The sequence below is a fragment of the Streptomyces sp. 4F14 genome, assembly GCF_048159485.1.
In the GTDB taxonomy this organism is placed as follows: Bacteria; Actinomycetota; Actinomycetes; order Streptomycetales; family Streptomycetaceae; genus Streptomyces.
This window is the reverse complement of record NZ_JBLRVY010000007.1, coordinates 169,525-194,218: the sequence shown is the minus strand read 5'-3', so window position 1 is coordinate 194,218 and position 24,694 is coordinate 169,525. Positions and strand designations below refer to the sequence as shown.

The following is a 24,694-nucleotide window of genomic DNA, read 5'->3' as shown; positions in this document are numbered from 1 at the left end:
CGCTCTCCTTCACGCCCCGCGTTCCTTCCTCGCCGCGTACGCGCGTGCGGCCCTGACCCGGTTGCCGCAGGTCGTCGAGCACCAGCGGCGGGCGCCGTGGGAGCGCAGGAACCAGCGTTCGCACTTTCCCGCCGCGCACCGGGTGAGCTGTTCCGGCTCGCCGGTCAGCAGGTCCACGGCGTCCTCGGCGAGGAGGGAGAAGAGGGCGGCGGCGGGGTCGGAGGTGTCGGGGTCGGCGACGCGGTGCGGACCCTGCGGGCCCCAGGCGAGCCGTGGGGTGGACGGGGCGGCGGCGAGCGCGGAGTTGAGGGTGCCGAGGCTGTCCCGGGGCGGGGCGCCGGGTCCCGTGTACGCGGCGAAGAGGTCCTGGAGCGCGCCCCTCAGCTCGCGCAGTCGGCGGAGCCGGTCCGCGTCCAGCTCCACCCGGTCGGGCAGCAGTCCACGCCGGACCAGCCACAGGCGGGCGGCATCGGTGCCGTCGAGGAGTTCGACCTCCCTGCCGCCGAGGGGGAAACGGGTGTTGGCCAGCGCCAGCGACACGTATCGGTCCTCGCCTGGCGCAGGCAGCCGGTACAGATGCACGGGGGCCTCGCGATCCACGGTTGTCATGGTAACCGTCAGGTACGCTCTCTCACGGAGAACGAACTCCGAAACCGTGAGAGGTGGCCGACCGTGAGCTTCGACGTGGACGTGGTGCGCGAGGACTTCCCGATCCTGCGCCGGACACTGGACTCGGGCGCCCCGCTGGTCTACCTGGACTCGGGCGCGACCACCCAGAAGCCGCTCCAGGTCCTGGACGCGGAGCGGGAGTTCTACCTCACCCGCAACGCCGCCCCGCACCGCGGCGCGCACCAGCTCTCGGTGGAGGCGACGGAGGGTTACGAGGACGCGCGGCACACCGTCGCGACCTTCATCGGCGCCGAGGACGACGAGATCGTGTTCACGAAGAACACCACCGAGGGCATCAACCTCGTCGCGTACGCCCTCGGCAACGCCGGCCGCCTCGGCCCCGGCGACCGGATCGTCGTCACGGAGATGGAGCACCATGCGAACCTGGTCCCCTGGCAGCAGCTCGCCCAGCGGACGGGCGCCACGCTGGACTGGTTCGGCCTCACGGACGACGGCCGCCTCGACCTGAGCCGCGTCGACGAACTCCTCGACGAGCGCACGAAGGTCCTCGCGCTGACCCACCAGTCGAACGTCCTCGGCACGATCAACCCGGTCCGTGAACTCGCCGACCGCGCGCACCGCTTCGGCACGGTGGTCGTCGTCGACGGCGCCCAGTCGGTGCCCCACCGCCCGGTGGACGTACGGGAGCTGGGCGCGGACTTCCTCGCCTTCTCGGGCCACAAGATGCTCGCCCCGAACGGCATCGGCGTCCTGTGGGGGCGGGCCGAACTCCTCGCGGAACTCCCGCCGTTCCTCACCGGCGGTTCGATGATCGAGATCGTCGAGATGGACCGCTCGACGTTCCTGCCGCCGCCGCAGCGCTTCGAGGCGGGCGTCCCGATGACGTCCCAGGCGGTCGCCCTCGCGGCGGCCATCGACTACCTCACGACCCTGGACATGCGGGAAGTCGCCGCGCACGAGGACCAGTTGACGGCGTACGCCCTCCAGGAACTCCAGCAGGTCGACGGCGTACGGATCGTCGGCCCGACCGACCTCGCCGACCGGGGCGCGACGCTCTCCTTCACCGTGGAGGGCGTCCACCCGCACGACGTCGGGCAGATCCTCGACGAGCGCGGGGTCGCCGTCCGGGTCGGGCACCACTGCGCGCGGCCGATCGTGAAGCGGTACGGGATCCCGGCGACGACCCGGGCGAGCTTCTACGTGTACAACACGGCGGCGGAGGTCGACGCGCTGGTGGCGGGCGTGCGGGCGGCTCAGAAGTACTTCGGGGCATAGGAGTTGCGTTGGAGCACGCTCCAACTTCTACGGTCTCTCCCATGACGAACAACGAGAGCACCACCCGCGACGAGCGTTTCGCCCACGGCCTCGAAGTCCTGCGCGCGGTGGACGGCGAGGCCGGCCAGCGGGTCATCGACTCGCTGGCCGACATCAGCCCCGAGCTGGGCCACCAGATCGTCGCCTGGGGCTTCGGCGAGATCTACTCCCGGCCCGAACTCCAGCCCCGCGACCGCCAGTTGGTGACGCTCGGCATGCTCACCGCGCTCGGCGGCTGCGAACCCCAGCTGGAGGTGCACATCAACGCCGCCCTGAACGTCGGCCTCACCCCGGCCGAGATCACGGAGGCGCTGCTGCACTCGGCCGGGTACTGCGGCTTCCCGAAGGCCCTCAACGCGACGTTCGTCGCGAAGAAGGTCTTCACGGAGCGCGGGATCCTCCCCGCTACCTCTGCTTGATCCGCAGGAAGGTCACCGAGTTCGCCGGGAAGGTGTACGTGAACTTCCTGGCGACCCCGTCGACGGTGGACGTCACGGGCGCGACCGGCGTCGCCGTCTCCGTGTTCACCGCGTCGGCGGCAGCGGCCAGCGTGGTGACCCGCGCCTTCGAGGAGACCCGGGAGGTGCCGAGGTCGATCGCCGTACGGGCCTCCACCGCCTGCGCGTTGACGACCTTCACGATCAGCTCGCCGGTCTTCGCGTCGCGGGTGACGACCTGGCGGAACGGCTCGGCCGGCTTGTCGTCGGTGAAGCTGCCCCACTCCTTGCCGTCGATGGAGAGGGTGACCTGACGGCCCCTGACCTTGACGTCGACGTCGTAGGCGCGGCCGGTCTCGACGCTGCCCGATCTCGAGATCAGCGTGGACTTGCCGCCGTCCACGGCCTGTTCGACGGCGGTCTGGGTGTTGTTCCAGCCGCCGATGTTGAACCAGTAGAAGTTCCCGGTGTCCTTGACGCCGAACGCGACCAGGAACCCTTCCTTCCCGGACTTCTTGGTGGCCTTCACGTGCAGGTCGTAGTCGTGCCAGCTCGGGTCACCGGCGCTGACCATGGTGTTCTCGGCGGCCGTGTCGCTCTGGACGTACTGCCCGTCCTGGACGCTCCAGCTCCCGCCGCCCGAGTGGGTCCACTTCGACGCGTCGCCGGAGAAGTCGTCGCTCAGCAGGGCCGTTCCGTCGGCGCCGGTGACCTTGACGTCGTCGTAGGCGGCGCTCGTCGCCCAGGTCGAGAGGCCGACCGCGCCCGTGATCGGGCCCTGGAGGGAGGGCGTGCCGGTGGCCTTCGAGGGGACGACGCGGTCGCCGACGTTGGTCATGAAGAGTTTCTGGACCTCGTAGTTGGCCGAGTTCCAGGAGGCGTGGTTGTTGAACCAGACCAGGTCGGGGCGCCACTGGACGTAGTCCTCGTTGGCGAACAGCGGCGCGTACGAGGCGAGTTTCACGACGTCCGCGTTGCGCTCCAGGCCGGTCATGAAGGCGGCTTCACTGAGGCCGTTCTTGAACGCGTTGCCCTGGGAGGCGTATTCGCCGAGGAAGACCTTCGGGCCGGTGCGGTCGTACGTGTCGTAGCGGTCGTTGTTCTGCAGGAACCACTGGGGGCTGTTGTAGTAGTGCTCGTCGACCATGTCGACCTTGGCGTCCTTGTTGAGCTGCCAGGCCGTGTCGAAGGTCGAACCGGAGTCGTCGGGGCCGGAGTTGGAGATCACCGTCATGTACGGGTACTTGGCCTCGATGGCCGCCCGGAACTGCTTGAAGCGGTCGAAGAACTCGACGGGGAGGTTCTCCTCGTTGCCGACCTCGATGTGGGTGAGGTGGAACGACCTCGGGTGGCCCATCCGGGCGCGGAGCTTGCCCCACTTGGAGGTGACGGGCCCGTTCGCGAACTCGATGAGGTCCAGGGTGTCCTGGATGTGCCGCTGGAGGAGCGCCGGGTCGTCGACGGCCTTGTTCTGGCCGCAGCCGGTGACGAGGGCCGGGACGACGGGCAGCGGCATCGCGCCGATGTCCTCGGAGAAGCGGAAGTACTCGTAGTAGCCGAGGCCGTAACTCTGGTTGTAGCCCCAGAAGTTGGAGTTCACGGCGCGGGTCTCGACCGGGCCGACGGTGTCCTTCCACTGGTACGAGCGGGCCCGCTGCCAGTTCGACGCCTCGCTGTAGTCCTGCATGGAGCCGGTGTTGACGAGGCAGCCGCCGGGGAAACGCACGAAGCCGGGCTTCAGGGCGGCGACCTTCTCGGCCAGGTCCTTGCGCAGGCCGTTGGACTGACCCTTGTAGGTGTCCCGGGGGAACAGCGAGACCATGTCGAGCGCGGCGGCCCCGGTGGAGGCGACGCTCAGCCGACCGGCGCTGCTGGTGCGGGTCGCGGTGAGCGTCACCTTGTACTGCCGCCAGCCGCCCGCGCGTACGGCGACCTGGCGGGCGGTCGCGAGGGTGCCGTCCGCGTCCTGGAGGGTGACCGTCAGCACGGTGCCCGACTCGGCGCGGGCCCAGACGGAGAAGTCGTACTTCTTGCCCTGGTCGACGTGGATCCCGGTGTTGTAGCCGGAGTTCGTGACCGTCGAACCGGCGGCCAGGGAAAGGTAGTTGCGGTTTCTTTCATTCAGCCGGCCCGCGTCGTCGACGACGTTCGCCGAGCCCGTGACCGTCCACGCGGTGAGCGGGGTGTACGAGCGGTTGTCGACGGCCGAGTACTCGAAGGACCGGTTCTGGACGAGTTCGGCGTACAGGCCGCCGTCCGCGGCCCGGTTGATGTCCTCGAAGAAGACGCCGTACATGGTGTCGTCGATCTTCGCGCCCTTGGTGGCGGGGTCGACGGTGATCGCGTAGTCGGTGGGGTCGGCGTGCGCGGTGGCGGGGAGTGCGGCGGTGGCCAGCAGGAGGACGGTGGCGCCGAGACCTAGTCTCAGGCGGGTGCGTGACATGGGGGCTCCGCGGCTCGATGTGCGAAATATCGGACGATGATCAGCACTTCGAACGGCAAGATAGGGAGGGGGCGCGTGAGCGTCAATGAGTCGGGCGGTACCGAAAGTGTCGGAGGCGGGGTCGGGTGAGCGGGTTGTGGCCGGTTCCGGATGTTCTGGGGTTCCTCGCCGGGGAGTGGGACGTCTCGCGTTCCGTGCGGGATCTCGCGAGCGGGGAGGGCGGTTCCTTCACCGGTACGACGGTCTTCCAGCGCCTCGACCCCGCCGGGCTGCTGCACCTGGAGTCCGGGACGTTCACCTGGCAGGGGGTTGCCCGCCCGGCCTCACGCACCCTGCGGTTCCTGCCGGGGCCGGCGCCGGGCACGGCCGACGTCCGCTTCTCCGACGGGCGGCCCTTCCACGCCCTCGACCTCACCACCGGCCACCACCTCGCCGAGCACCCTTGCGCCGCCGACCTCTACCGGGGCGAGTTCAGCGTCCTGGACCCGGAACGCTGGCGGACGGCGTGGCGGGTGAGCGGCCCGGCGAAAACCCTTCTCCTGACGACCGCTTACACCCGCCGGCCCTGAACTCACCCGAAGTACAACGCCATCCACTGGTCCGGCTTCTCCAGCGGCGCGAACCCGAGCTTCTCGTACACGCCGTGCGCGTCGTGGGTCGCGAGCAGGATCCGCCGGATCCCGAACCGCCCGAGGTGATCCCGGACCTGCCCCACCAGCGACGTCCCGATCCCCTTCCCCCGCACGCCCGGATCGACGTACACGTCACACAGCCACGCGAAGGTCGCCCGGTCGGTGACGACCCGCGCGTACGCCACCTGATCTCCCGAACCCGCCTCGTACACCCCGAAGTTGAGCGAACCGGCGATGGCCGCGCCCTGCTTCTCACGCTCTCTGCCGAGCGCCCAGTACGCATCGCCGGCCAGCCACTGGTGCACACGCTCGGCATCGATCCGGCCGGTGTCGTGCGAGAACTCGTACCCCTCGGCGAGGGGGAAGGTGTCGGTCATGGGAGGAGGGTCGCAGGTGGGGGCAGGGGGAGTCGAAGGGGTTTACCGCGTGAGCACCTCCTCGCACGCCGCCCCCAGCCTCCGCACCCCCTCCGTGATCTCCTCCGCCCCCGCGACCGCCGCGAAGCTCAACCGCAGGAAGGGGGCCGGGGGTTCGGCGCTGAAGTAGGGCTGGCCCGGGGTGAGGGCGACGCCCGCGCGCAGGGCGGCGGCGGTCAGCGCGGACTCGTCCGTGGCGTCCGGCAGGCGCAGCCACAGGTGGTAGCCGCCGGAGGGGATGTGCGGGAGGGCGAGGGCGGGCAGACGGGCGGTCAGCGCGGTGGTCAGCGTGTCCCGGCGGGCCTTCAACTCCGTGGCCAGCGTGCGCAGATGGCGGGGCCAGGCGGGCGAGCCGACCAGTTCGAGGGCCGCCTCCTGGAGGGGCCGGGGGACGAAGAACGCGTCCACGATCTGGATCGCGCGGAGACGGTTGAGGGCCGGGCCCCGGGCGATCAGCGCGCTCACCCGGAAACTCGGTGACGTGGCCTTCGTGAGGGAGCTGACGTGCACGACCACGCCGTCCTGGTCGTCCGCGATCAGCGGCCTCGGCAGCGGGCCCGCGTCGGCGTGCGCGAGGCGCCGTACGTAGTCGTCCTCGACGACGAACGCGCCCGCGTCCCGCGCGATCCGCAGCATCTGCACGCGCCGCTCGGGCGCGAGCACCGCGCCGGTCGGGTTCTGGAACAGCGGCTGGCAGACGAACACGCGCGCGCCGGTCGCCCGGAACGCGTCCGCGAGGAGCGCGGGGCGCACGCCGTCCCGGTCCACCGGCACGGGGACGGGGCGCAGGCCCGCCGAGCGGGCGATGGCCAGCATGCCGGGGTACGTCGGCGACTCCACGAGCACCGGGGCGCCCGGCGGGGCGAGGGCGCGCAGCGCGGTCGTGAGCCCGGCCTGACCGCCCCCGCCGACCAGGACCTCGGCGGCGGTGACCGTGCCGCCGACGGTGCGCGCGAACCACTCCCGCAGCTCCGGAAGCCCCTCCAGCGGGGGCCGCCCCCACGCCCCGGGGCGCCGGCCCGCCCGCGCCAGCGCCTCCGACATCGCGCGCTCGGGCTGGAGGGAGGGGTGCAGGTAGCCGCCGTTGAACTCGATCACGCCGGGCGGGGGGACGGCCAGCGAGACGGTGACGCCGGTCGCGTCCACGGAGCGCGGGACGAGGTCGGCGGCGCCGTCCGCGCTGAGCGCGACCTCCTGCCACGAGGTGTCGCCGGCGGGCGCCGGGGCCGTACGCGGCGGCCGGGTCCGGAACGCGCCCGCGCCCGGCCTGGTCTCGACGAGGCCCTCCGCGACGAGCTGCCCGACGGCCCGGGAGACGGTCACGGGGCTGACCTTGAACCGCTCGACGAGGGCCCGGCTGGAAGGGAGCTTTCCACCGGGCGGGTAGCGGTCGAGTTCGTTCTTCAGTGTTCCGGCAAGTTCGGCGACACTGCTACGCTCATGCATGAGGCATGAGAGTAGCGCTACCACGCGGATACCGATAGCGGTCGGGACGACGGGAACAGCGCCGCCCCGGCAGCTGGGCACCCTGCAAGCCGCCCTCGGTGTCGTCGCCTTCTCGCTGACCTTCCCCGCGACCGCCTGGGGCCTGGAGAGCTTCGGCCCCTGGTCGCTCGTCGCGATCCGGTGCGTGCTCGCGGCGGTCGTCGCGGGCGGGTGTCTCGCCGCCCTGCGGATCCCGGTCCCGGCGCGTCGGCACTGGGCGGGGCTCGCGGTCGTGGCCGGGGGCGTGGTGATCGGGTTCCCGCTGCTGACGACGCTCGCGCTGCGGACGTCGTCCACCGCGCACGCGGCCGTCGTCGTGGGGCTCCTGCCGCTCACCACCGCCCTGCTGGGCGCGCTGCGGATGGGGGCGCGGCCCTCGCGGACGTTCTGGGCCGCCGCGTCCGCCGGGGCGCTCGCGGTGGCCGCGTTCACCGTGCGGCAGAGCGGCGGGACGCTGAGCGGGGCCGACCTGTACCTGTTCGGGGCGCTGCTGGTGTGCGCCGCCGGGTACGTCGAGGGCGGGCGGCTGGCCCGGGTCATGCCGGGGTGGCAGGTGATCGGGTGGGCGCTGGTGCTGTGCCTGCCGTTCGCGGCGCTCGCGGCGGGGGTGGCGCTGTCGTACGAGCCGGTCGAGCCGTCCGTGCGCGGGGTCGCCGGGCTCCTGTGGGTCGCCGTCGGCTCCCAGTTCCTGGGGCTGGTCGTCTGGTACCGGGGCATGGCCGCGATCGGCGTCCCCCGGGCCAGCCAGCTCCAGCTCGCCCAGCCGCTTCTCACGCTGGCCTGGTCGGTGCTCCTCCTGGGCGAGCACCTGACACCGGCCGCGCCCCTGACCGCCGCCGCCGTCCTGGTGTGCATAGCCGTCACCCAGCGCACACGGAGCTGACCGCCTACCCGTACCGCCGTAGACTCAACGATGAGATGAGGAGGCCCAGATGCACGCATCCGTGGGCGACCAGCTCGTCCAGCACGGCAGAGTGGTCGGCCGGCACGACCAGATCAGCGAAGTGGTGGAGGTACTCGGCCCGGAGGGCCGGCCCCCGTACCGGGTCCGCTTCCCCGACGGTCACGAGGCCCTGATGTCCCCGGGCCCGGACTGCGAGGTCCGCCACCCCGAGAGCGGGGGCTGACGGCCCTGGGGTGGGCCCCCGGGCTCACCCCACCGCCCCCTTCTTCTGGTAGTGGTCCTTCACCACCCGCGCGAACGCCCCGATCGTGTCCGTCCGCACCTCGCGCGCCGCGAAGAACACATGCCCCCGCACCTGCGGCAGGGCGTCCGCGAGCGTGAGGTGCTTCGACAGCTCGGCGGCGTCCTGCCAGGCCGCGGGCTGGGCCGGGTCGCCCGCCTTGTAGAGGGCCTCCCCGATGTAGAGCTGCGTACGGCTGCCCTTGGCGACCTCCGCCCACCAGGGGACGAGCTTCGCGTAGTCGGCCGCGGGGAAGCCGATGTTCCAGTACACCTGCGGGACGATGTAGTCGAGCCAGCCCTCCGTCACCCACTTCCGGGTGTCCGCGAAGGTGTCGTCGTAGGACTGGGCGGCGCGGGTGTCGGAGCCCAGGGGGTCGGCGGACTTGTTGCGCCAGACCCCGAAGGGGCTGATGCCGAAGCGGGTGGCGGGGCGGGTCTTCCTGATCCGGGCGGCCATGTCGAGGACGAACGTGTCGATGTTGGCGCGGCGCCAGGCGGCCCGGTCGGGGAATCCGGCGCCGTACGCGGCGTACGCGGCGTCGTCGTCGAAGGTCTGCCCGGCGACCGGGTAGGGGTAGAAGTAGTCGTCGAAGTGGACGGCGTCGAGGGGATAGCGGCGGACGGCGTCGAGGATCGCGGTGCGCACGAACGTCCGGACCGCGGGGAGCCCGGGGTTGTAGTACATGCGTCCGCCGTAGGTGACGACCCACTCGGGGTGGACGCGCGCGGGGTGCGTGGCGGCCAGCTTCGCCGGGTCCGCGTGGTTGGCGATCCGGAACGGGTTGAACCAGGCGTGCAGTTGGAGCCCGCGCCTGCGGGCCTCGGCGACGGCCGTGCCCAGCGGGTCCCAGCCGGGGTTCTTGCCCTGGGTCCCGGTGAGGACGCCCGACCAGGGCTCGTACGGCGAGGGCCACAGCGCGTCGGCGGTCGGCCGCACCTGGAGGATCACGGTGTTGAGGCGGGAGCGGACGGCGAGGTCGAGCCAGGAGACCAGCTCGGCGCGCTGCTGGGCGGCGGTGAGGCCGGCCCGGGAGGGGAAGTCCCGGTTGGCGACGGTGGCGAGCCACAGGCCGCGCATCTCGCGGGAGCGCCGGACGCCCTCCTGAGCCGGGGCCGCCGAAGCCGTCGCCGTGCTCCCCGCCACCGAGAGAGCCGCCAGCGCGAACGCCCGCCGGGTCAGTCGCCCCATAACAGAACCCCTTTGAAACTCGGTGTGCGGATTGTCTCGGGCCTCAGCATGCCCGACCCCGGCGATCGATCATCGATACTTGCTAGTAACGTGCACGTTCGGAGCAGGAACAGCACCGTGAGAGGAGCGATGTGACCGACATCGAACGCGTCGGAGTGGTCGGCTGCGGACAGATGGGCGCCGGTATCGCCGAGGTCTGCGCCCGCGCCGGACTCGACGTCAAGGTCGCCGAGACGACCGGCGAGGCCCTGGAGTTCGGCCGGACCCGGCTGCTCACCTCGCTGACGAAGGCCGCCGAGCGCGGCAAGATCACCGAGGAGGAGCGGGACGCCACCCTCGCGCGCCTCAGCTTCACCACCGACCTCGGCGAGTTCGCCGACCGGGACCTCGTCATCGAGGCGGTCGTGGAGAACGAGCAGGTGAAGACGGAGATCTTCCAGGTCCTGGACCAGGTCGTGACCCGCCCGGACGCGATCCTCGCCTCCAACACCTCCTCGATCCCCCTGGTGAAGCTCGCGGTCGCGACCTCCCGCCCGGACCACGTGATCGGCATCCACTTCTTCAACCCGGCCCCGGTCCAGAAGCTCGTCGAGCTGATCCCGGCGCTGACCACCTCCGAGGGCACCCTCTCGCGCGCCCAGCTCTTCGCCGAGAAGCTCCTCGGCAAGCACGCGATCCGCGCCCAGGACCGCTCCGGCTTCGTCGTCAACGCGCTGCTGATCCCCTACCTCCTCTCCGCGATCCGGATGTTCGAGACCGGCATCGCGAGCCGCGAGGACATCGACAACGGCATGGAGCTGGGCTGCGCCCACCCGATGGGCCCGCTGAAGCTGTCGGACCTGATCGGCCTGGACACGGTCGCGTCGGTCGCGCACTCCATGTACGAGGAGTACAAGGAGCCCCTGTACGCCGCTCCCCCGCTGCTCGCGCGCATGGTCGACGCGGGCCGGCTGGGCCGGAAGTCCGGCGCGGGCTTCTACACCTACGGCTGACTACGGGCTGTCACCCGGAACGGGCCCGGCGCTCTTCGGAGCGCCGGGCCCGCGGCATTCACACACCGTGTGCGCGGCGGGCCCGCATATGCCCTCCGCACACTCTCCCGCCGCGCCCACCAGGGAGGTTCACTCTTCATGCGCATGCAAGGGATGGCGTTCCGTTACGGACCATCACGGATCATCGCGGAGAGGAGCGGAGAGGTGACCGGCGATCCGGAACATCCCACCAGGACCATGAAGACCGAGGAACTCGCAGAGTTACGGCGCCGACTCGACGTGGCCTACGCCCGCGTCGAGGGCGGCCTCGCTCTGCTGACCCATCGCACCGAGGAGACCGCCAAGGAACTCGACGAGCTGAACAGCCGGATCGTCACCCTGGAACACCGCCGCTGGCCACTTCCGTCGCTGGCGGCGGTGACGTCCATCGGCGCCCTGGTGGCCACCCTGTGGGAGAGGATGGGGCGCTAGAGATCACCCCAGCCTGAGGTGGTGCAGGAGCATCAGGGCGGCGGCCATGTTCGCGGCCGGGACCTCCCCACGGGCGACCATGTCGGGGACGAGCTTGAGCGAGACCCACTCCCTGCGGTCCGACTCGAAATCGTCGACGGGATGTCCGACGTACTCCCCCTCGTCCGACCAGTAGATGTGGTGCCGGGCGTCGGTGAGGCCGTTGGACGGCTCGACGGTCATCAGGTGGTGGAGAGGCCCCGGCCGCCAGCCGGTCTCCTCCTCCAGCTCCCGCGCCGCCGCCTGCGCGACGTCCTCCCCGTCCTCCACGACGCCCGCCGCGAGCTCCCACCCCCAGCTGTCCGTGATGAAGCGGTGCCGCCACAGCAGCAGCACCTCGTTCGCCTCGTTGACCACCGTCGCGACCGCGACCGGGCGCAGCCGGATCAGGAAGTGGTCCAGGTGCCGTCCGTCGGGCAGTTCGACGTCCGCGAGATTGACGCTGAACCACCGGTTGGCGTACACGGCCTGTTCGTTTTTTTTCGTCCACTGCACGGTTCTGCCACCTTCCGTCGGGTAAGGGGCAATATCGCAGCAGGGGATGGGCGGCGGAGATGTGCGGAGGTGGGAGCGGGAGCACACAGGGGGCGGATCGGGGGCGCTCACCTGAACACGGGCAGGGCTCGGTGTCACGGCTAGTGTTGCGGCTTCCCCGTCCGCCGCGTCTCAGTCGTACGGGTACGAGTACGGGTCTCCCTACAGCGGCACCCGCAGCGCCCCGTCGATCAGTTCGGCCGCCTCGGCCGTGCCGGCGCCGCCGCTGCGGGCCAGGTGTTCGCGGACCTCGCGCAGCCGGTCCCGCAGCCGCTGGGACTCCATCCCCCGCGCCTGCTCGGCCATTTCGACGGCCGTGACGACCGCCTTGTCCGCGTTGCCCTGCCGCAGCTCGATCGTGCTGAGCATCGCCAGGCGGTGGACGCGGCCCCGGTCGTGCGCCGGGGTCCCGACGGCCGCGGCGGCGTGCTCGGCGGCGGCCGTGATGTCGCCGAGGCTGAGCAGGGCCTCCGCGATCTGGACGTTGACCAGGCCCGGCTGGACATAGCCCGTCTCGTCCGGTTCGTAGCCGCGCCGGATGCGGTCGGCCGCCGTCTCCGCACGCCGGATGCAGGAGATCGCGCTCGTGCTGTCACCGAGGTGCGCGTACGCCTTCGCCTGCATCGCGTACAGGTCCGAGGCGAGAGCGGGCGTGATGTGCTTGCCGGCCGTCCGCAGGGCCGCCTCCGCGAACGCGACCGCCTGCCGGAACTCCCGCATGAACAACGCCTGGTTGACGAGGAGCGCGATCACGTACGCGCCGAGTCCCGTGTCCCCGCTGGCCTTCGCCAGGCGCAGCGCCTGGTGGAAGTAGCGCTGCGCGAGGCCGTGCGCGTCCGAGTCGTACGCGCAGATGCCCGCGATCGCCACCAAGCCGCCGGTCGCGCGGTGCAGTTGGCGGCCCGTCGCGTCCGTGTAGCCGCCCCTCAGCAGCGGGGCCGCCTCCGCGTTCAGGAAACCCACGATCCGCGCGCGCGTCGCCACGCCGCCGGCCTTGCGGTACATCTGCTCGTAGTGCGCCCGCGCCGCCCTCAGCATCTCGATGTCCCCGGCGGTGACGCGGTGCCGGCCGCCCCGGCTCACATCCACGTCCTCCGGGGGGTTCTCCCACTCCCACACGGGCATCACCGCCGGAGTGCCGGTCACCGCCGGGGCGCCCAGGATGTGCGGGCGCTGCTGTTCGTCCGAGCGCCACAGCGCCGTCGCGCGCTCCACGAAGCCGGAGAGTGTGCCCGAGTGGGGGACGCCGGGTTCGCCCGGTACGCCGAGCCCGATGTCGTCCAGCGTCACCGGGCGGTGCAGGCGGGTCGCCAGGACCTCGCAGATCAGGTCCGGGACCTGGCCTCTCGGGCGCTGGCCCTTCAACCAGCGGGCCACGGCGGTGTGTTCGTAGCGGAGGGTCAACCCCCGTCTGCGGCCCACCTCGTTGACGTGGGCCGCCAGGCCCGCGTGGGAGATGCCGGCTTCGTCGAGGATCGCGTCGAGGAGGGTGTTGGGCTGCATGGGTGCCCCCGTTGTGGCTCGCCTGGGACCAGGGTAGTGGGGGTGGGTTCACACGGGGTGTGAAGGGAGCGCCCGCGGTTGTGGGGCGCGCTCGGTTTCGGGCGGGGGGTCTGTGCGGGTTCACTGGAGTGCCTCCGGCCGGGATATCGGCTCCCCCTCGAAAGCGACGTTCCGGCCGGAGGGTGGGGACTAAGGATGTGGCGCTAGAGGTGAGTTGTCGGGTGCGGACCGGATGTGGCTGGTCGCGCCCCGCGGCGGAGCCGCTGATAGATACGGCCCCGCGCCCCTAAGGGCGTTGCCCGAACGCCCGTTTCGCAGTGCGAGCAAGGCTGCGTCATCCCCTGGCTTCCCCGCCGTGTGACGCAACAAGTCCGTCAAGACCGCCGTCACCAACTCCTTTGGGGAACCGCCATGTTCCGCCGCCGCCCTCTCCAGCATGTACGGCAACGGGAAGAAGCGGCCCCTTCTGTCCCTCGCGTCCTCCGCTCCGTCCGTGAAGAGGATCATCGACTCGCCGGGGAGCAGGAAACCGTGCTCCACTGCCAGGTCGGCCGGCAGGGGGAACGGGCCCAGGGGTGGGAGGGGGTCGGCCCGGGACAGAGGCAACACCCGGCTGCCCGTGATCACGTACGGCCACGGGTGGCCGCAGTTCAACGCCAGTACGCCGCCGTCCGCGCCGATCTCCAGCAGCAGGACGGTGACGAACTCCTCGCCCACCGGGCCCGTCTGGTGTTCGGCGCGGTCCCGTAGGTGCCGGGCGAGGGTGCGGTCCAACCGGCGTAACACTCCCCCGAGTTCGGGCTCGTCGTGCACGGCCTCGCGGAAACCCCCGAGCAGCGCCGCGACCGTACCCAGCGCGGCGAGCCCGTGCCCCCGTACGTCCCCCATCACGACCCGCACCCCGAACTCGGTGCCGACGACGTCGTACAGATCCCCGCCGACCGAGGCCCCCCGCTCGGCGGAGACCTGAACGGCGGCGACACCGAGGCCCTCGATGCGGGCGGGCAGGGGCCGCAGCACCACGCTCTGGGCGACCCCGGCGACGTACCGGGCCTGCTTCAACTCCCGTCGCAGATGCAGCGCGACGGCACAGAACACCGCTCCCCCGACGAACGGACAGACCAACTGATACGAGGTGACCGCCACGGCCCCCCACATCACGGGCGTGACCACCCACCCCAACGACCGCCTGACGCTGAACATCCCCGACGGCCCCCCATCTAGGCCAGGAACGAAAACAGACCGGCCCCGAAAGGCCGGTCTGCATTCTGTCGAGGGATGGCTCAAGGAGACCAGGAGGGCCGCCAATGTCACCCGGACGAGTGAAGGTCTTTTAGGGGCGCGGAGAACTGCGCGAACGGCCACAGATCACCCGCACCCGGCAACGAAACATCAGCCCCGCAGGACAGCCCCCGTACGCTCCCCAGCAAGCGCAACAGCCGCATCGCGCGCAGCCGAAGCCTCATCGACCGTCAGTGTCCGATCACCGGCCCGGAAGCGCAGGGCATAAGCCAACGACTTCCGCCCCTCCCCCAGTTGCTCGGCGTTCTCGTACACGTCGAACAGCCGAACCGCCTCCAGCAGCTCCCCGGCACCTTCCCGAAGCGCGGCCTCGACCACGGCAGCCGGCACCGACTTCTCCACCACCAGCGCGACATCCTGCGTGGCGACGGGGAACGACGAGATCCGGGGCGCATCGAGGAACCCGGCCCCGGCCGACTCGACCGCGTCGAGGTCGATCTCCATCGCGGCGGTCCGCGCCGGCAGCCCGAACGCCTTGACGACACGGGGGTGCAGCTCACCGGCGTACCCGACGACGGTCTCGCCGATCACGAACTCGGCGCACCGGCCGGGGTGCCAGGGCCCGTACTGCCCTTGACGGACGACCAGTTCGACCCCGGCCTCACGCGCGACCGCGCGCCCCGCCTCGACGGCGTCGGCCCAGTCGGCGGGACGGCCCTTGCCCCACCAGCCGGCCTGCTCGCGGGCACCGGCGAGCACGGCACCCACGTGCCGGGGCTGGACCGGCAACGCGGCGTCGAGGGAGGCGAGTTCCTCGTCGGTGGGACGACGGTCGACCGGCAGCACCGCGGCGACGGCCTGTTCGTCGCGGGGGTGGAACACCAACCCCGTCTCGAACAGGGCGAGATCATGCGACCCCCGCCCGTCGTTGCGACGCAGCGCACCCAGCAGCCCCGGCAGCAGCGACGTCCGGAGCGCGGGCTCCTCGTCGTTGAGGGGGTTGGTGAGCTTGACGACCCGGCGGTTCAAGTCGCCCGCGTCCAGCAGGAGTTGGTCGAAGACCTGTTCCCCGATGAACGGGTAGGACGGCGCCTCGACGTACCCGGCCCCGGCCAGCGACCGCCCGACCCGGCGGTGCAGCCGCTGCCGTCCGGTGAGCCCCCGCCCGGCGGGCGGCTTGGGCAGGGTGGAGGGCAGGTTCTCGTACCCCTCAAGCCGGATGACCTCTTCGGCGAGGTCGTTGGGCGCGACGAGGTCGGGCCGCCAGGACGGCACGGTGACGATCAGCTCGTCCTGCCCGTACACGTCGCAGCCGATCTGCTGGAGCCGGCGTACGACGGTCTCGCGCCCGTAGGTGACGCCCGCGACCTTGTCGGGGTGGTCGGCCGGGATGGCGATCGTGTGCGGCGCGGACGGCGCGATGACCTCGGTGACCCCGGCCTCGGCGGTACCGCCGGCGAGGAGGACGAGGAGGTCGACGGCGCGCTGCGCGGCGGCGGACGCGGCCTGCGGGTCGACGCCGCGCTCGAAGCGGCGGGACGCCTCGGAGGACAGCTTGTGGCGGCGGGCGGTGCGCGCGACGGTGACCGCGTCGAAGTGGGCGGCCTCGATGACGACGTCCCCGGTGGCGCCGTCGTCATCGATCTCCGTGTTGGCGCCGCCCATGACGCCGGCGAGGCCGATGGGCCCGCGCTCGTCGGTGATGACGAGGTCCTCGGCGTGCAGGGTGCGCTCGACGGCGTCGAGGGTGACGAGCTTCTCGCCCTCGGCGGCGCGGCGGACGCCGATCGTGCCCTGGACCAGGGAGCGGTCGTAGGCGTGCAGGGGCTGGCCCAGCTCGGTCATCACGTAGTTCGTGACGTCGACGGCGAGGGAGATCGGGCGGATGCCGACCTTCTGGAGGCGGCGGGTCAGCCAGATCGGGGAGCGTGCCTCGGGGCTGAGTCCGGTGACGGTGCGGGCGGTGAAGCGGTCGCAGCCGAAGGGGTCGGAGACCTGGACCGGGTAGCCGTACGCGTTCGGTCCCGGCACGTCGAGGAGCGCCGGGTCGCTGAGCGGGAGGCCGTAGGCGATGGCGGTCTCGCGGGCGACGCCGCGGACGGACAGCCAGTCGCCGCGGTTGGCGGTGACGGCGATGTCGAGGACCTCGTCGACGAGCTGGAGCAGCTCGATGGCGTCCTTGCCGACCTCGGTCTCGGGCGGCAGGACGATGATGCCCTTGGTGCCGTCGTCGCCCATGCCCAGCTCGTCGCTGGAGCAGATCATGCCGTGGGAGGTCTTGCCGTAGGTCTTGCGGGCGGCGATCGCGAAGTCGCCGGGCAGGACCGCGCCGGGCAGGACGACGACGACCTTGTCGCCAACGGCGAAGTTGCGGGCGCCGCAGACGATCTCCTGCGGCTCACCCGTGCCGTTGGCGGTGCCGACGTCGACGGTGCAGAAGCGGATCGGCTTCTTGAACTCCGTCAGCTCCTCGATGGTGAGGACCTGACCGACGACGAGGGGGCCCTTGAGGCCGTCGCCGAGCTGCTCGACGGTCTCGACCTCAAGTCCTGCGGAGACGAGCTTGGCCTGCACGTCGCGGCCGGTCTCGGTGGCGGGGAGATCGACGTACTCCCGCAGCCAGGAAAGCGGGATACGCATCAGATCTCACTCCCGAACGGCCGGGTGAAGCGCACGTCACCCTCGACCATGTCTCGCATGTCTTCGACGTTGTGGCGGAACATCAGCAGGCGCTCGATGCCGAACCCGAAGGCGAACCCGCTGTACTTCTCGGGGTCGACGCCGCAGGCGGTCAGCACCTTGGGGTTGACCATGCCGCAGCCGCCCAGCTCGATCCAGCCCTCGGAGGAGCAGGTACGGCAGGGGCGGTCGGGGTTGCCGACGGACTCGCCCTTGCAGACGTAGCAGACCATGTCCATCTCGGCGGACGGCTCGGTGAACGGGAAGAAGTTCGGCCGCAGCCGGGTCTTCATGTCCGGGCCGAACAGGGAGCGGACCATGTGGTCCAGGGTGCCCTTGAGGTCGGCCATGGTGAGGCCCTCGTCGACCGCGAGCAGCTCGACCTGGCGGAAGACCGGGGTGTGCGTGGCGTCCAGCTCGTCCGTGCGGTAGACGACGCCGGGGCAGATCACGTACACCGGCAGGTCGCGGTCCATGAGGGAGCGGATCTGCACGGGCGAGGTGTGGGTGCGCAGCACCTGTCCCGAGTCGGCGGTGCCGTCGGCGGCCTCGACGAAGAAGGTGTCCTGCTCGCCGCGCGCCGGGTGGTCGGGGCCGATGTTGAGGGCGTCGAAGTTGAACCACTCGGCCTCGACCTGCGGGCCCTCGGCGACCTCGTAGCCCATCGCGACGAAGACGTCCTCGATGCGCTCGGAGAGGGTCGTCAGCGGGTGGCGGGCGCCGGCCGGGATCCGGTCGTACGGCAGGGTGACGTCGACGGCCTCCTCGACGAGGACACGCGCGTCGCGCTCGGCCTCCAGCTCGGTCTGGCGGGCGGCGAGGGCCTTGTTGACGGCACCCCGGGCCTGGCCGACGAGCTTGCCCGCGGCGGCCTTGGCCTGCGGGGGCAGCGCGCCGATCTCGCGGTTGGCGAGCGCCAGCGGGGAGGTGCCGCCGGTGTGGGCGACCTTCGCCTCCTGGAGCGCGTCCAGGGAGTCGGCGGCGGTGAACGCGGCGAGCGCCTCGTCCCGCATGCGCTCGACTTCTTCCGGTTTCAACGCCTCGACCTCTACTGGGTCGTACGACTTATTCGGTGCCGACATCTCTTCCCGTGCTTCCGGTTGGCTGGCTGGAGAACCCCCGTGACCGGCTCGCTGAGCGCTCTGTGGGACACAAAGGTGCCAAAGGCCGAGTCTAACGGGGTGCGGATGTTCGAACGCGCCCGCAGTGACCTAGCTCAGATAAGCAGGGGCCGCCACGGGCAACGTAAATCGGAACTGTGCGCCGCCCTGGGGGGCGCGGCCGACCGTGATGACTCCGCCGTGGGCCTCGACGATGCCCTTGACGATGTAGAGCCCGAGGCCCGTGCCGCCGCGCTTGCTGCCCCGCCAGAAGCGGGTGAAGACGCGGTTCATGGACTCCTCCGGGATACCCGCCCCCTCGTCGCTCACGGTGACCGACGTGCCCGTGTCCTCCCCCTCGCGGGGGGACGCGGCGGACGTGACGTCTATCGTGACGGTTCCCTCGCCGTGGCGCACGGCGTTTTCGATGAGGTTGCTCAGCACCTGGTCGACCTTGTCGGGGTCGGCCCACAGGGCGGGCAGCGGCTGCCCTATGCGCAGCAGGAAGCGGTCGGCGGGCAGTCCCGCGGCGACGTACGCCTGGATGTGGCGGCCGACGGCGGCGCCCATGTCGACGGGCTGGCGGCGGACCTCAAGGCGGCCCGAGTCGATCCGGGAGATGTCGAGGAGCTCGGCGATGAGGCGGGTGACGCGGTCCGCGTCGGCGTCGACGGTCTCCAGCATCAGGCGCTTCTGGTCGTCGGTGAAGCGCTCCCACTTGGCGAGGAGGGTCGCGGTGAAGCCCTTGACGGAGGTGAGGGGGGAGCGCAGTTCGTGGGCGACCGTGGCGATCAGCTCGGCGTGGGAGCGCTCGGTGCGGCGCCGGGCCTCGGTGTCGCGCAGACAGACGACGACACGCTGTACGGGGCCGGTGGGGCGGTCGCGGACGTAGCGGGCGGAGACGAGGAACTCGCGTCCGCCGGGCAGCAGGAGGTTGCGTTCGGGCTGGCGCACCCGGGTGGCGAGGCCGCCGTACGGATCGGTGAGCTGCCACCAGCGGCGGCCCTCCAGGTCCTCTAACGGCAGTGCCTTGTCCAGCGGCCTGCCGAGGACGTCGGCCGCGGCGGTGGCGGTCATCCGTTCGGCCGCGGCGTTGAAACAGACGACCCGGCCGTGCTCGTCGGCGACCACCAGGCCGTCCGGCAGCTCGTCCGGCCCCATCCCGGGCGGCCACCAGACCCTGCGGGCTTCCGGTGTGCCGCTCGTGACCGCACTCATCCTCGTACCCCACCTCCCGCGACGAGGACCCCCGAGCACGCCACCCTACTGGCTGGCGGTGACGCTGCGGCACCCTCCTGAGGCGCGCTGTGCACGGGCTGACGCATAGAGACATACGGCGGCGGCCGTGGCAAGGTTCAGACTTTCAGCCTTTCCGTGGATAGGGACGCGTACGACCGCGTCCGCGAGCCCCCTGGTCTCCTCCGGGAGCCCCCACGCCTCGTTCCCGAACACCCACGCCGTGGGACCGCCCATGGTCCCCTTGTCCAGCTCGTCGTCAAGACCGTCCTGACCTGCGCCGTCGGCGGCGAGGATGCGTACGCCGGCCGCCTTGAGCCCCGCCACGGCCTGTTCGACCGGCACCCCGACGGCGACGGGCAGATGGAACAGAGAGCCGACGGAGGCCCGGACAGCCTTCGGGTTGTACAGGTCGACGGAGGCATCGGTGAGGACGACGGCCTCGGCACCGGCCGCGTCCGCGCACCGCAGGACCGTCCCGGCGTTCCCGGGGTCGCGTACGTGCGCGAGGACGGCGACCAGCTTCGGGCGGGCGGCGAGGATCTCCTCGAACGGGGTGTCGAGGAACCGGCAGATCCCAACGAGCCCCTGCGGGGTGACGGTGGTGGAGATGTCGGCGACGACCTGCTCGTCGGCGAGATGCACCCGCGCGCCCGCGTCCCGCGCCTCCCCGACGACGTCGGCGTACCGCTCGGCCGCCTCCACGGTCGCGAACAGCTCGACCAGCGTCCCCCTGGCCGCCTCCCGCACGGCCTGCGGCCCCTCGGCGAGAAACAGCCGCTCCTTGCTCCGGAAGTTCCGCTTGGCGAGCCGCCGGGCGGCGGAGACGCGGGGGGAACGGGGGGAGATGAGGTCGGGGGGCAGGGGGGACATGTACGGGTCTCGCCTTCTGGTCAGCAGAACGGACCCGCAGGTAGTCCCACGGGTCCGTGCAGTCAAAGCTCTAGCCCGGGATTCAGGCGGCCTTGGGGGCGTTGACGTCCGCCGGAAGCGCCTTCTGGGCGACCTCGACGAGCGCGGCGAACGCGTTCGCGTCGTTCACGGCCAGCTCGGCGAGGATCTTGCGGTCGACCTCGACGTTCGCGGCCTTCAGACCCTGGATGAAGCGGTTGTAGGTGATGCCGTTGGCGCGGGCAGCGGCGTTGATGCGCTGGATCCACAGCTGACGGAAGTCGCCCTTGCGCTTCTTGCGGTCGTTGTAGTTGTAGACCAGCGAGTGGGTGACCTGCTCCTTGGCCTTGCGGTACAGGCGCGAACGCTGACCACGGTAGCCGGAGGCCGCCTCGAGGATCGCCCGGCGCTTCTTGTGGGCGTTGACTGCCCGCTTGACGCGTGCCACTTTTTAACTCCTTGTAGCGGGGCCGTGGTTGGACTCACACGACCCGGTATCGAATAGGTCCCGGTGGAGACGTGAGGCGCTTGTTCGGAAAGCGCCGTACGTCACTTGCCGAGAAGCTTCTTGATCTTCTTGGCGTCGCCCGGGGCCATCTCGGCGTTGCCGGTGAGGCGACGCGTCACGCGGGACGACTTGTGCTCAAGCAGGTGGCGCTTGCCGGCGCGCTCGCGGAGCACCTTGCCGGAGCCGGTGATCTTGAAGCGCTTGCTGGAACCGCTGTGCGACTTGTTCTTCGGCATAGCGCCGTACTCTCCTCGTCGGTGGCGCTCCGGTGCCCGGTCGTGAAACCGGGCACGGGGTGGAGCGTCGCTCTTCTATCGGTTGGATCCGGGGACTCGCGTCCCGTGGATCACGCCTCGGCGGAAGCCTCGGCAGGGGCCTCGACGGCCTCGGCGGTCTCCGGCACCTCGGCGTTGACGGCGTCGGCGTCCGCGGCGTTCTGCGAGCGGCCGGGGTTGGCCTTCGCCTCGGCCTTGCGGGCCTCCTGCGCCTGGCGTGCCTCGGCCATCGCCTCGGTCTTCTTCTTGTGCGGACCGAGAACCATGATCATGTTGCGGCCGTCCTGCTTCGGGTTCGACTCGACGAACCCCAGCTCCTGGACGTCCTCCGCGAGGCGCTGGAGCAGGCGGTAGCCCAGCTCCGGGCGCGACTGCTCACGGCCGCGGAACATGATCGTGATCTTGACCTTGTCGCCCTGCTTGAGGAACCGGACGACGTGACCCTTCTTGGTGTCGTAGTCGTGCGGGTCGATCTTCGGCCGGAGCTTCATCTCCTTGATGACCGTGTGCGCCTGGTTCTTGCGCGCCTCACGGGCCTTCATGGCCGACTCGTACTTGAACTTCCCGTAGTCCATGAGCTTGCAGACCGGCGGGCGGGCGTTCGCCGCGACCTCGACCAGGTCCAGGTCGTACTCCTGCGCAAGCTCCAGTGCCTTGGCCAGCGGGACGATGCCCACCTGCTCGCCACTGGGACCGACAAGTCGCACCTCGGGAACGCGAATCCGGTCGTTGATGCGGGGCTCGGCGCTGATGAGTCCTCCTCGGTTGCACCACGCGACTCCCTGGTTCGAGCGCCGCGTAACGTCTGTCTCTTAAGACCTTCAACCATGTCGAGGCAGAAAAAATGCCCCGAACGATCACATGCGGGGTTCCTCGAACTACCGGAACACCGCCGCGGGGATCGCGGGGCGTACTCATCGGACGGCGGCGCCCCCACGAGGGGCGGCCGTCTGACCGGTGACCCGCCGCCCCGGAGGGTGGTCGGGTGGGAGTTCGAAGCCTCCACTTGTGGGCCGGGCACAGTCATGCCCAGCCGGTCGTTCAATGAGGTTAACAGGCGGTGCCGATACTGGCCAATCCGGGCTGCGTGGTGGACCCTGTCCCCCCGCCACCTATCGTGTCCCCCATGAGTGACACCCCCGACTTCAACGAAATGACCCGCGACATCGCCGAGGTCCCCGCCGTCGAGGTCATCGTGACGGTCGCCGTCAACCTCATGAGCGCCGCGGCCGTCAAGCTCGGCCTCACGGAGGAGGGCGAGAAGTTCAAGGACCTGGACGAGGCGCGGAAGCTGATCACCGCGTTGGCGGGGCTGCTGGACGCGTCCGCCACGGAGATCAGTTCCTTCCACGCGGCACCGCTGCGGGACGGGCTGAAGTCGTTGCAGCTCGCGTTCCGTGAGGCGTCCATCGTGCCGGACGCGGTGGGGCAGGGGCCGGGCGAGAAGTACACGGGGCCGGTTTACGGCTGAAGACGGTTGAGTTTCGGCTGCGGGCCGGTGGGGGTTGTTCGCGCCCACGCGGCGGAGCCGCAAATCGATACAGCCCCGCGCCCCTGAAAGACTCGCAGCCGCCGGTGGTCAGCCGTCACGCTCGCACGAGCAAGGGCTCTCCCGGGGGGTTCGCCTCTGGCGGCAGCAGTGCCAGGTCCAGGCCGCGCACCAGCCTTGCCCTCAGTGTTTCGTCCGCCGCCAGGCGTTCGGCCACCGCTTGCGCCGCCTTCGCCGGTACCGCGCCGTCCGCCAGGACGAGGGCCAATGTGCCGTCCGACTTCCCCGGGCCCAGATACGCGCGCTGGACGTCCGGTTCGGCAGCGACCGCCTTGCGTACCGCCTCCACCACCGCCGGGTCCTCCAGCGGGTCCGTCGTCGTGCGGCCCTCCGCTAGGGCCAGCAGGGTCTGGCCCGTCAGTTCGAAGGGGACCGGGCCCGCCAGGTCCAGGACCACCGTGTCCGCCTTCTCGTGGGCCGCCGCCTCCAGTGCCTGGTGGAGGCGGACCGCTACCGGGCGGGCCTCGGGGTCCCAGCGGGTCAGGGCGGCGGTGGAGGTGAAGGCGGGGAGCGCCTTGCGGGGGCCCGCCTTGAGGGTGGGGACCGCCATGTCGCTGGTCTTCTCGCGGCGCAGTCCGTTCTCGTCCTCCTCGACCTCGCCCAGGACCGCCACGACGGGGACCAGGAGGCGGGCGTCCCGCAGGGCCGTCAGCACCGGGGGGACGGCCGTGCGGTCCTGCGACCACGCGGTGAGCGCCGCCGCGAGCGCGGGGTCGGCGGTGCCGTCGTCGTCGGGGAAGCCGGGGTCGGGAATGTTCTTGTTCGCCACGGTCACCGACCCTATCGGGGGGATGCTGCTGCGGTTGTGCGGGGCCGGTAACCGCGCGGTCACCGGTCTCACGGTTTTCTCAGGAATCCCTGACGTGGTTCTAACGTCCGTCTCACATAGGACACAGTCGCCGCCCCCACCATCGCGGGATGGAGTCCTCCAGAGCCGCCCGACGCCATCGCGCCCGCCCCGCCTCCCGGCGCCGGCCGGTCCTCCTGGCCGTGCTCGCCGTCGTCGTGACGGCCTGCGGGGCGGCGTACGTGAAGACCCATGACGACGCACGCGCGAGCCCCGTATCGTCGGCCCCGGCGGCGACCTCCTCGCCGGCCGCGCACACCCAGGAGGAGCCCGTGCCGGAACCGGAAGTCGACCTCACCGCACTGCTGAAGACGGCGATGGACGCGGTGGACGTCCCCGGTGACGCCGCCGTGTCCGTGGGGGTGCTCGATCCGGCCTCCGGGGACAGTGCCGTGTACGGGGAGGCCGCGTTCGACACGGCCAGCGTCGTCAAGGTGGACATCCTCGCGGCACTGCTGCTCCAGGCGCAGGACGCGGGGCGCACGCTGACCGCCCAGGAGAAGGCGTACGCCGCCCTCATGATCGAGAACAGCGACAACGACTCGGCGACCGCCCTGTGGAACACGATCGGCCAGGCGGAGGGGCTGGACGCGGCCAACGAACGGTTCGGGATGACCTCGACCGAGGGCGGCGAGGGCGCGCTGTGGGGGCTCACCCAGACCACCGCCGCCGATCAACTCGCCCTGCTCCAGCAGGTGTTCGGCGAGGACTCGAAGCTGAGCGAGGCGTCCCGGGAGTATGTGCGGAAGCTGATGTCCCAGATCGAGGCCGACCAGCGGTGGGGGGTGTCCGCCGCCGCGCAGGGTACTCAGTGGGCGCTGAAGAACGGCTGGCTGCCGCGCAGCACGACCGGGCTGTGGGACGTCAACAGCATCGGTCGGGTGACGGCCGGGGACGGCTCGTACCTGATCGCCGTCCTGTCCGACGGGAACGCGAGCATGGCGGCGGGGGTGACGCTGGTGGAGGACACGGCGCGGGCGGCGGTGGGGGTGTTCACGGACGGGTCGTAGCGGGGTGGGGTCGTAGCCGGGGGTAGTCTGCGCCGCCGACCGCGCCGGTGGCCCGGCGGAAAGGCCGGTTCCTCACGCCCCGCGTC

At 71.1% G+C, this 24,694-nt stretch carries 25 protein-coding genes; 9 read left to right on the top strand and 16 right to left on the bottom strand.

Annotation, left to right across the window (positions count from 1 at the left end; translation table 11 throughout):
* Window positions 1–9: 9 nt before the first annotated feature.
* Window positions 10–609 carry a CGNR zinc finger domain-containing protein gene (locus tag ACLZOT_RS14230; RefSeq protein ID WP_416969231.1) on the bottom strand — a complete coding sequence of 200 codons (600 nt, stop codon included), beginning with the start codon at window positions 607–609 and terminating at the stop codon, window positions 10–12.
* A 63-nt stretch (window positions 610–672) separates the two neighbouring features.
* Between ACLZOT_RS14230 and ACLZOT_RS14225 the strand changes: the two genes are divergently transcribed.
* Both ACLZOT_RS14225 and ACLZOT_RS14220 read left to right on the top strand, forming a co-directional pair.
* Window positions 673–1,905, top strand: coding sequence for a cysteine desulfurase (locus ACLZOT_RS14225; RefSeq protein ID WP_416969230.1), 1,233 nt, complete (start codon window positions 673–675; stop codon window positions 1,903–1,905).
* A gap of 41 nt (window positions 1,906–1,946) precedes the next feature.
* Window positions 1,947–2,363 (top strand): carboxymuconolactone decarboxylase family protein, encoded by a 417-nt coding sequence (locus ACLZOT_RS14220; RefSeq protein WP_416969229.1) that lies wholly within the window; start codon window positions 1,947–1,949, stop codon window positions 2,361–2,363.
* Here the strand turns inward: ACLZOT_RS14220 and ACLZOT_RS14215 are convergent.
* On the bottom strand, window positions 2,350–4,824 hold the full coding sequence (locus ACLZOT_RS14215) for an alpha-L-arabinofuranosidase C-terminal domain-containing protein (RefSeq protein WP_416969228.1): 2,475 nt from the start codon (window positions 4,822–4,824) through the stop codon (window positions 2,350–2,352). The two genes, ACLZOT_RS14220 and ACLZOT_RS14215, sit on opposite strands and share 14 nt — an antisense overlap.
* Window positions 4,825–4,949: 125 nt before the next feature.
* Here ACLZOT_RS14215 and ACLZOT_RS14210 point away from each other — a divergent pair, with 125 nt between their 5' ends.
* Window positions 4,950–5,393, top strand: a complete 444-nt coding sequence (locus tag ACLZOT_RS14210) for a DUF6314 family protein (RefSeq protein ID WP_416969227.1) — start codon at window positions 4,950–4,952, stop codon at window positions 5,391–5,393.
* A 2-nt stretch (window positions 5,394–5,395) separates the two neighbouring features.
* On the opposite strand, the gene ACLZOT_RS14205 is transcribed toward ACLZOT_RS14210, so the two are convergent.
* Entirely contained in the window at window positions 5,396–5,833 is a 438-nt protein-coding gene (locus tag ACLZOT_RS14205) for a GNAT family N-acetyltransferase (RefSeq protein WP_416969226.1), read from the bottom strand.
* A gap of 42 nt (window positions 5,834–5,875) precedes the next feature.
* On the bottom strand, window positions 5,876–7,318 hold the full coding sequence (locus ACLZOT_RS14200) for a PLP-dependent aminotransferase family protein (protein ID WP_416969225.1): 1,443 nt from the start codon (window positions 7,316–7,318) through the stop codon (window positions 5,876–5,878).
* On the opposite strand from ACLZOT_RS14200, the gene ACLZOT_RS14195 reads away from it, so the two are divergent.
* Entirely contained in the window at window positions 7,317–8,240 is a 924-nt protein-coding gene (locus ACLZOT_RS14195) for a DMT family transporter (RefSeq protein WP_416969224.1), read from the top strand. The two genes, ACLZOT_RS14200 and ACLZOT_RS14195, sit on opposite strands and share 2 nt — an antisense overlap.
* Window positions 8,241–8,289: 49 nt before the next feature.
* The gene (locus ACLZOT_RS14190) at window positions 8,290–8,484 is read left to right on the top strand and encodes a DUF1918 domain-containing protein (RefSeq protein ID WP_416969223.1); all 195 of its coding nucleotides are present in this window, start codon (window positions 8,290–8,292) and stop codon (window positions 8,482–8,484) included.
* Between the two features lie 24 nt (window positions 8,485–8,508).
* Here ACLZOT_RS14190 and ACLZOT_RS14185 read toward each other — a convergent pair whose 3' ends face one another.
* Complete coding sequence (locus tag ACLZOT_RS14185) at window positions 8,509–9,732, bottom strand: glycoside hydrolase family 10 protein (protein WP_416969222.1); 1,224 nt, start codon at window positions 9,730–9,732, stop codon at window positions 8,509–8,511.
* Window positions 9,733–9,863: 131 nt separating this feature from the next.
* Between ACLZOT_RS14185 and ACLZOT_RS14180 the strand changes: the two genes are divergently transcribed.
* Both ACLZOT_RS14180 and ACLZOT_RS14175 read left to right on the top strand, forming a co-directional pair.
* The gene (locus tag ACLZOT_RS14180) at window positions 9,864–10,724 is read left to right on the top strand and encodes a 3-hydroxybutyryl-CoA dehydrogenase (protein WP_416969221.1); all 861 of its coding nucleotides are present in this window, start codon (window positions 9,864–9,866) and stop codon (window positions 10,722–10,724) included.
* A gap of 204 nt (window positions 10,725–10,928) precedes the next feature.
* Window positions 10,929–11,195: a hypothetical protein gene (locus ACLZOT_RS14175; protein WP_055718612.1), complete on the top strand. Its 267-nt coding sequence runs from the start codon at window positions 10,929–10,931 to the stop codon at window positions 11,193–11,195.
* A gap of 3 nt (window positions 11,196–11,198) precedes the next feature.
* On the opposite strand, the gene ACLZOT_RS14170 is transcribed toward ACLZOT_RS14175, so the two are convergent.
* The 10 genes from ACLZOT_RS14170 to infC form a co-directional block, all read right to left on the bottom strand.
* Window positions 11,199–11,729, bottom strand: coding sequence for an NUDIX hydrolase (locus ACLZOT_RS14170; protein ID WP_416969220.1), 531 nt, complete (start codon window positions 11,727–11,729; stop codon window positions 11,199–11,201).
* A gap of 201 nt (window positions 11,730–11,930) precedes the next feature.
* The gene (locus ACLZOT_RS14165; RefSeq protein WP_416969219.1) at window positions 11,931–13,271 is read right to left on the bottom strand and encodes a transcriptional regulator; all 1,341 of its coding nucleotides are present in this window, start codon (window positions 13,269–13,271) and stop codon (window positions 11,931–11,933) included.
* 189 nt (window positions 13,272–13,460) lie between these two features.
* On the bottom strand, window positions 13,461–14,417 hold the full coding sequence (locus ACLZOT_RS14160; protein ID WP_416969218.1) for a PP2C family protein-serine/threonine phosphatase: 957 nt from the start codon (window positions 14,415–14,417) through the stop codon (window positions 13,461–13,463).
* 246 nt (window positions 14,418–14,663) lie between these two features.
* Complete coding sequence (gene pheT / locus ACLZOT_RS14155; protein WP_416969217.1) at window positions 14,664–17,153, bottom strand: phenylalanine--tRNA ligase subunit beta; 2,490 nt, start codon at window positions 17,151–17,153, stop codon at window positions 14,664–14,666.
* Window positions 17,153–18,274: a phenylalanine--tRNA ligase subunit alpha gene (pheS, locus tag ACLZOT_RS14150; protein ID WP_416969216.1), complete on the bottom strand. Its 1,122-nt coding sequence runs from the start codon at window positions 18,272–18,274 to the stop codon at window positions 17,153–17,155. The genes pheT and pheS overlap by 1 nt, the downstream gene beginning before the upstream one ends.
* Before the next feature lie 129 nt (window positions 18,275–18,403).
* Window positions 18,404–19,510, bottom strand: coding sequence for an ATP-binding protein (locus ACLZOT_RS14145; RefSeq protein ID WP_416969215.1), 1,107 nt, complete (start codon window positions 19,508–19,510; stop codon window positions 18,404–18,406).
* A 45-nt stretch (window positions 19,511–19,555) separates the two neighbouring features.
* A complete protein-coding gene (locus ACLZOT_RS14140; protein WP_416969214.1) occupies window positions 19,556–20,401 on the bottom strand; it encodes a TrmH family RNA methyltransferase in 846 nt (281 codons plus the stop codon).
* Window positions 20,402–20,483: 82 nt separating this feature from the next.
* Complete coding sequence (rplT, locus tag ACLZOT_RS14135; RefSeq protein ID WP_010350261.1) at window positions 20,484–20,867, bottom strand: 50S ribosomal protein L20; 384 nt, start codon at window positions 20,865–20,867, stop codon at window positions 20,484–20,486.
* Window positions 20,868–20,968: 101 nt separating this feature from the next.
* On the bottom strand, window positions 20,969–21,163 hold the full coding sequence (gene rpmI / locus ACLZOT_RS14130; RefSeq protein WP_059419477.1) for a 50S ribosomal protein L35: 195 nt from the start codon (window positions 21,161–21,163) through the stop codon (window positions 20,969–20,971).
* A gap of 110 nt (window positions 21,164–21,273) precedes the next feature.
* On the bottom strand, window positions 21,274–21,954 hold the full coding sequence (gene infC / locus ACLZOT_RS14125) for a translation initiation factor IF-3 (protein ID WP_416969429.1): 681 nt from the start codon (window positions 21,952–21,954) through the stop codon (window positions 21,274–21,276).
* Window positions 21,955–22,328: 374 nt separating this feature from the next.
* On the opposite strand from infC, the gene ACLZOT_RS14120 reads away from it, so the two are divergent.
* Window positions 22,329–22,673, top strand: a complete 345-nt coding sequence (locus tag ACLZOT_RS14120) for a DUF1844 domain-containing protein (protein WP_416969213.1) — start codon at window positions 22,329–22,331, stop codon at window positions 22,671–22,673.
* 115 nt (window positions 22,674–22,788) lie between these two features.
* Here ACLZOT_RS14120 and ACLZOT_RS14115 read toward each other — a convergent pair whose 3' ends face one another.
* Window positions 22,789–23,520, bottom strand: a complete 732-nt coding sequence (locus ACLZOT_RS14115) for an SseB family protein (RefSeq protein WP_416969212.1) — start codon at window positions 23,518–23,520, stop codon at window positions 22,789–22,791.
* Between the two features lie 149 nt (window positions 23,521–23,669).
* Between ACLZOT_RS14115 and ACLZOT_RS14110 the strand changes: the two genes are divergently transcribed.
* A complete protein-coding gene (locus ACLZOT_RS14110; RefSeq protein ID WP_416969211.1) occupies window positions 23,670–24,608 on the top strand; it encodes a serine hydrolase in 939 nt (312 codons plus the stop codon).
* The last annotated feature ends 86 nt before the right edge of the window (window positions 24,609–24,694 follow it).